The 6,438-nt window shown below is 42.4% G+C and carries 6 protein-coding genes and 1 pseudogene; 3 read left to right on the top strand and 4 right to left on the bottom strand.

The genetic code is table 11. From position 1 onward, the window contains the following. Positions 1–294 precede the first annotated feature (294 nt). Positions 295–1,608: a cytosine deaminase gene (locus O9290_RS02615; RefSeq protein WP_288059113.1), complete on the top strand. Its 1,314-nt coding sequence runs from the start codon at positions 295–297 to the stop codon at positions 1,606–1,608. On the opposite strand, the gene O9290_RS02610 is transcribed toward O9290_RS02615, so the two are convergent. Further along, a complete protein-coding gene (locus O9290_RS02610; RefSeq protein WP_012264168.1) occupies positions 1,585–1,926 on the bottom strand; it encodes a DUF952 domain-containing protein in 342 nt (113 codons plus the stop codon). The two genes, O9290_RS02615 and O9290_RS02610, sit on opposite strands and share 24 nt — an antisense overlap. 235 nt (positions 1,927–2,161) lie before the next feature. Between O9290_RS02610 and O9290_RS02605 the strand changes: the two genes are divergently transcribed. Both O9290_RS02605 and O9290_RS02600 read left to right on the top strand, forming a co-directional pair. Beyond that, positions 2,162–3,157, top strand: a complete 996-nt coding sequence (locus O9290_RS02605; RefSeq protein WP_002773766.1) for an L-lactate dehydrogenase — start codon at positions 2,162–2,164, stop codon at positions 3,155–3,157. A gap of 526 nt (positions 3,158–3,683) precedes the next feature. Next, positions 3,684–4,892, top strand: a complete 1,209-nt coding sequence (locus tag O9290_RS02600; protein ID WP_079207329.1) for an NYN domain-containing protein — start codon at positions 3,684–3,686, stop codon at positions 4,890–4,892. Between the two features lie 194 nt (positions 4,893–5,086). Here the strand turns inward: O9290_RS02600 and O9290_RS02595 are convergent, their stop codons facing one another. The 3 genes and pseudogenes from O9290_RS02595 to O9290_RS02585 form a co-directional block, all read right to left on the bottom strand. Further along, complete coding sequence (locus O9290_RS02595; RefSeq protein ID WP_002755102.1) at positions 5,087–5,341, bottom strand: hypothetical protein; 255 nt, start codon at positions 5,339–5,341, stop codon at positions 5,087–5,089. Between the two features lie 157 nt (positions 5,342–5,498). Further along, positions 5,499–5,843 carry a pepsin/retropepsin-like aspartic protease family protein gene (locus O9290_RS02590; protein ID WP_288059109.1) on the bottom strand — a complete coding sequence of 115 codons (345 nt, stop codon included), beginning with the start codon at positions 5,841–5,843 and terminating at the stop codon, positions 5,499–5,501. Between the two features lie 48 nt (positions 5,844–5,891). Beyond that, positions 5,892–6,302 (bottom strand): annotated as a pseudogene (locus O9290_RS02585) (RNA-guided endonuclease InsQ/TnpB family protein); the annotation flags it as partial. Between the last annotated feature and the right edge of the window lie 136 nt (positions 6,303–6,438).

Genomic DNA, 6,438 nt, shown 5'->3' with positions numbered 1-6,438 from the left:
CCCGTTGGGAGCGTGGCGCCGCCCCCAAACCCCCCGCGCATTAGTTTTTCGGTGGGATGCTTACACGCAGCTGCTGATACATTTGTAATTATCTATAGCGTTTCCTGTTCGCAAGAGGTACATTATCGATGTTGAAAAGCTTAATTAGCAAAGGTTTAACTGTGCCACACAGGTGTGAGACCCGCTATAAGAGTTACTGATAATTGCTGATTGTCGGTATTCCTGCAAATGTGAGATGCACCGACGACCGACTCCTAACCCTAACAACAATTTTTGATTTTTACCAGAGGTCTTATGATTCCATCAAGCGAGCGCTACTGGCTCAAAAATGCTCATATTCCCGTTTCCCTGCTAGAAAATGAGAGTTTCTCTCCCCAAACCTCCGAGGGATTAACCTTAGTTAATCTGGAAATTAATGACGGTAACATTAATCGCATCACCTCAACCATCCCCCCCGAAGATAATATTCCCGTTATCGACCTCAAAAAAAAGATTATTTTTCCTTGCTTTGTCGATATGCACACCCATCTCGATAAAGGTCATAGTTGGCAGCGTTGTCCTAACCATGATGGCACTTTTGACAGTGCCTTAAAAATGGCCCTAGAGGATTCCCGACGGGAGTGGCGCTTAGAGGATGTGTATCGTCGCATGGAATTCGGCGTTAAATGCAGTTATGCCCACGGAACCGCCGCTATTCGCACCCATATCGACTCTTTTGGTCAACAGGCACAGATTAGCTTAACTGCTTTGGCAGAATTGCAACGACAATGGGCCGGTAAAATCACCCTGCAAGCGGTTTCTCTAGTTTCCCTTGACTACTATCAAACCTCCGAGGGAGCGGCCTTAGCCGATAAAATTGCCGAATTTGGGGGTATATTAGGGGGAGTAGCCTACACAAATCCCGATTTACAGGCACAAATTGATATTACCTTCAAATTAGCCCAAGAAAGGGGTTTAAATCTCGATTTTCATCTGGATGAAAACGGCGATTCCGATTCTACCTGTTTAGCAGCGATCGCGCGTACTGCTATCAAAGAGCAATTTGACGGACAAATCATCTGTGGTCACTGTTGCAGTTTAGCGGTACAATCCCCTGAAATAATCCAAGAAACCCTAAATTTAGTCAAAAATGCGGGCATTGCTATCGTTAGCTTGCCGATGTGCAATCTCTACCTACAGGATCGTCAAGAGGAAAAAACCCCCTTTTGGCGCGGGACAACTAAGGTAAAAGAGATGAAAAAAGCGGGAATTCCGGTGGCTTTTGCCAGTGATAACTGTCGCGATCCCTTTTATGGTTTTGGGGATCACGATGGTTTAGAAGTCTTTACCCAAGCGGTGCGGATTGCCCATCTCGACACACCCTACGCTGACTGGGTAAATAGTGTCACCCTCACCCCAGCAAATCTGCTCGGATTGCCCCATTTAGGGCGCATTAAGACGGGTCTAGAGGCAAATTTGTTAATTTTCAAGGCGCGATACTTTAGCGAGCTATTATCGCGACCACAGTGGGATCGTCTCGTGATTCGGCGCGGGTTGAGCATTGATACTACTCTCCCCGATTACCAAGAGTTAGATGATTTAGTTCTAGGAATTGATCAAATCCTGTAAGGGTTTGACAAAAACCACCGATTCTAGGTTGATAGCACCGTAAATATGGGGAAAGGTCTCTTTTTCTAGCTCTAAAGTGGCATTTTCTGGGTTAGGATGCTGGGGCTGCTCCCATTTGACCGGGGACTGCAATTGTTCAGGAGAAATGGCTAAAACCAGCAAGTCTGGCTGATTTTGATAAAAAGCGGCCACAACTTTCGGAATTTGTTCTAAGGTGGAGCAATGGATAAATCCCTCATTTTTTAGGGAATACGCCCGATATTCCCCCATTTCACGAGCTATTTGCCAACCTCTTTCTGTGGTGATGTGATAGATCATCGGTTCGCCTCCTACTGTCACTTTATCCCTAATTTTAGGATATAGCCTGAAGCTGTCAGCAGCCCTCAATTCTCTTAAACTAGGGGTCAGGGAATAAAGACAAGAAATTTGTCCGACCAATTACCAGAAAAAAATTGCCGATAATGGCCTCAAAATCTCTTGATAGTCTCCTTTTACCTGATATTAACCTTTTCCCCTTAAAATGAGCTTACCGAGGCAATAACTGCAAAAATCTATGCTAGATAAAATATTTACTCCCAATCCCTACGCTGAAAAACCCGCTCCTCTGCGTCCTCGCAAGGGGGTAATTATCGGTGTTGGTCAGGTGGGGATGGCCTGCGCTTACTCGATGTTAATTCAAGACTGTTTTGATGAATTAATTCTGCAAGATATCGCCACGGATAAAGTCGAAGGGGAAGTGATGGATTTAAGGCACGGAATGCCTTTTATTGAACCCACAGACTTGAAAATGGGAACCGTGGCCGATGTGGGACAAAATGCCGATGTGGTGATTATTACTGCCGGGGCTGCCCAAAAAGAGGGAGAAACCAGATTACATCTCCTTGAGCGAAATGTGGCGATTTTTCGCCGTATTCTGGAGGATGTGGCTGTTTACTGCCCCAGTGCTTTGATTTTGGTGGTGAGTAATCCCGTCGATATCATGACCTATGTTACCCTGAAAATAACCCATTTTCCGCCTTCTAGGGTGATTGGTTCGGGTACGGTGCTAGATTCTGCCCGTTTACGCTCTCTTTTATCCACCCAACTCCATGTAGATGCGCGTAACGTCCACGCTTATATTATCGGTGAACACGGTGATAGTGAGCTTGCTGTCTGGAGTTCGGCTAATATCGGAGGAGCAAGGTTACTAGAAGGGGATTGGCAGGATTTAAGCGCAACCGACCAAGAAAGCTTAACAGAAATTTTTCTTCAGGTTAAAAACGCCGCCTATGAAATTATCAAACGCAAGGGTTATACTAGCTATGCGATCGGTTTAGCTACCACGGATATCGTTAAAGCAATTTTACGTTCCCAAGAAAGAATTCTCACTATTAGCACTCTCCTCGATGGTCAATACGGTCTCAAAGATGTGTGTTTAAGTATTCCCTCGGTGGTTAACGAGAAAGGAGTGATAAAAACTCTAAATCTTGCTCTCAGTCCCAGAGAAACGGAACAGTTACATAATTCGGCCAAAATCATGCGCGATTTAATCGATCAACTCAAAATTTAACTTAGGGTTGGCTGAATAAATCTAAAAACATTGTTGGCTAAGATTTTTAGATTTTTTTGCCCTCAAAAAGTGCCAGACATAAGAGCGATCGAGGGGAAATTTTAGGCACTTTTTCCCCGAAAATTAGGTAATTGTGGGGTGGACTGAAGCAATTAGTGCTAGACTTCCCGAAAAGTCTATTTTATTGCAGCTTGTTGTTAGGAATCTACTTAAAAGAGGTTGTTTAATCTGGCTAATATGCTCTTGGGTATGATATGCGGAAAAGTTCCGGCGATGGCCCTAAAATGGGGTGATATGCCGAGAGTTTTTACATATCGTTACTCTGAGGATTGTTATTCGGAAATTTTCTGTATAATCAATGGTTAGGCTGCTTCAAATTATCTGTGGTGACGTAGTTGAAGACCGTTCTATGAGCGTTAAGTGTTTCAGGAAGTTGTTGATAGGCTGACGATGTGTATCGGACAATGAGCAAATTGGGGTATACTGCGGGAAAAATTCACTCAGCAACAATTCAGCAGAATCCTAAATGGCAGAAAAAGTCGCAATCTTTCTGGATGTTGAAAATCTATCAGGTTGGCTAAAAGCAGATGGAGGGGAAGCACTATTGGAACGCGCCAATGAGCTAGGGCGTGTAGTTGTCCGTCGAGCCTATGGTGATTTCAGCATTGCATCAGTCAGTGTTCGTCAGCCAGAATTGAACCTGCTAGGTTTTGAGTTTGTCCATGTTTATCATCCAGTAAAAGGTAAAAACTCCGCTGACATTCAGATTGTTGTCGATGTTATGGAATACTTGGCTCGTATCCCTGATTTGGAATGGGTTGTGCTTGCCACTGGAGATTCAGATTTTTCACCTTTGTTTAGGCGTTTAAGGGAGTTAGGCAAGTCTGTAGTTGGCGTTGGACCACGTTCTGCTCTTAGTGAAGCTGTCAAGAAATCTTGCAATCGATTTATTTATATTGATGAAGAATTAACCTCCAATGGCGTATCTGCGTCGATGAAAACGACTCAATTGCGTGAGGACGCATTGGATTTGCTAGAACGTGTACTTGGTAAATTTCCAGATGGTGTCAGCCTTTCTACGTTAAAAAATGAAATGCTTGAAATTGATTCGGCATTTGATGAGCATAATTTAGGGTTTGGTGGATTCATGAAATTCCTCCAAAGCGCACCTGAAATAGTCAAACTATATCAAGTTAAACAAACTTGGCACGCAAAAGCTGAAGAAACTGGAGATAAATCTAATGAAATCACCCTGACGACAACAAACTCAGGAAGTACTTTAGTAGAACCTACAGTTGATTTATACAAGCGCCTTTTACGCAAAAGCAGTTGGCGATCTTGTGAATCATCTTTCCTCTGCGATGCCTTGAAAAATTTGAAAGAACGTTTTCCAGACGGCTTCACCAGAAGTGAGGAGTTTGAATATTTGATTGAAGCATTCGGACATAACCGAACTCGCGGAGAATTACGTTCGGCGATCTATCTTCTTTACAAGACAGGTTATGTAATTCAACAACCACAAAAGCAAAATGACGAACATATTTTTATAGCCGATTTACCTGAATCTGAGCGTGTAATGTCAAAGAAGATAGATGCAGTGTTGGTAAATCGACTTGTTCAGCTTTGTAAACTACATAATACATCTTTTATTCCTGAACTCGTAACCCAACTTTTAACTAATTCTTATAACAAAGAACAGCTTAAAGTTTTAATTACCAATAATCAAATACCTTAAGATGGAGGTCGATACTGATGTTGCTACACCAGCATAACAAGTGCGATGCCGAAGGCACTGCGTAGCAGCACGCCGCTCTGGTAGTTAATGAAATGTAACGCACCTCTTTTTTCTCTAGCCGTAGTACCATGCTCATTCATTGAAGCAAGTGATTGTAAGCTAACGGGGTTTTTTGATTTTTGAAAAGGCGATCGTTAGTTACCGTCCTGACTTAAAAAATAGCCAACTGCACGCTGAAGCTGTTCCATCCCTTGTTGCAGTTGGTCAATACGAGCCTTAGATTCCTCCATTTGTTGAGCAGTAGCTTCCACAAACCGATCAATACGCCGATTCGTTGCCTCACTGATTGCTGCTAATCTGTCAATATTGCTTTCTATTCGCTCTATTCGCTGCTGACTTGCCTCTAGACTGGCTTCAATACGGTCTAACCGAGAACTTTGCCACCACATTTAGTTAACACCTTGAAAATAAGCGATTATTGTCCTCAGTTTAGCAAATCTTTAGACAAATTAATCTCTTTTCATAGGGCGATCGCTTGAGGTGAAACTGCGATCGCTGGTTGCTTAGTTAATGAAATGTAACGCACATATTTTTTCTCCAGTCAAACTATTTTTGACTAATCTCGAATGCTAAGTCGTATCTGTAAAAACAGACATCAAAGGCAAGAAAAAAGTTCATCTGTCCTAGTATTAGCGGCGCATATTTATCTTGTGTCCAAGCAAAGGCTAAATCTACGGTGGGGAATTGCTCAACAGTAGCTTTAACAACCAATGCACCAGCTTCAAATCTAGCTAAATTACCTCCTAATGGCAGAGATAGCCTTTGATTTTCCCAGACTGCACCTAAAGCTAAACCCATTTCATAGGGCAACACATTAACACTAGAACCAGTATCCAAGAGACCCAAAACATTCAAGGATTGACTTTGATAAGTTAATGTCAATGTTGACAATCCCGTCGCTAAAAGCGAGGGATTCTTGGTTCACTGACTCAAGTTGTCTTAGCAGGTATTTCTACCAACCAAAATAGAGCTTAAATCTCCCCAAGCGTTTAGGTCTAACGACCAGCTTCCGATATGCCCTATCGTAGCTTTTTTGAGTATATTTAATGCCGCCATCTTGTCCCTATCTTCTATATACCCACACAAACAAACATGAGTTCTGACTGATAGAGACTTTTTGACTAACCGACCACAATTAAAGCATTCTTGACTTGTATAGGCTGGATTAACTGCTATGGTTAATCGGCCGTATTTAATGCCAAAATACTCTATCCATTTTCTCAATTGTGACCAACCAGCATCATTGATACTCTTAGCTAGTTTTCGATTACGCACAAGGTTCTTGACTTTTAAATCCTCGTAGGCTATCAAGTCGTTTGACTGAATTAAACGGAGTGCCAATTTTTGGCTCTTCGTTACTTGTTATGGTTCGATAGGGGGGCATAAATCGACTAAATCCTTATCTGGCAAGAGACTTAATTGATTAGTTCGCTCTAGATAAAAAACAATTGACAAAAATCGCTAAATGCCTTTCTCTATAAGGGTT

It is taken from the genome of Microcystis sp. LE19-41.2A, assembly GCF_027530405.1.
GTDB lineage: Bacteria > Cyanobacteriota > Cyanobacteriia > Cyanobacteriales > Microcystaceae > Microcystis > Microcystis aeruginosa.
The sequence above is the reverse complement of the archived record's forward strand: the minus strand, read 5'-3'. Positions and strand labels throughout refer to the sequence as shown.

Excerpts from the sequence above, each read along its gene's own strand:
- O9290_RS02595 (WP_002755102.1), bottom strand. The coding sequence starts at position 5,341 with ATGTGGTGGCAAAGTTCTCGGTTAGACCGTATTGAAGCCAGTCTAGAG.
- O9290_RS02615 (WP_288059113.1), top strand. The coding sequence starts at position 295 with ATGATTCCATCAAGCGAGCGCTACTGGCTCAAAAATGCTCATATTCCC.
- O9290_RS02610 (WP_012264168.1), bottom strand. The coding sequence starts at position 1,926 with ATGATCTATCACATCACCACAGAAAGAGGTTGGCAAATAGCTCGTGAA.
- O9290_RS02605 (WP_002773766.1), top strand. The coding sequence starts at position 2,162 with ATGCTAGATAAAATATTTACTCCCAATCCCTACGCTGAAAAACCCGCT.
- O9290_RS02600 (WP_079207329.1), top strand. The coding sequence starts at position 3,684 with ATGGCAGAAAAAGTCGCAATCTTTCTGGATGTTGAAAATCTATCAGGT.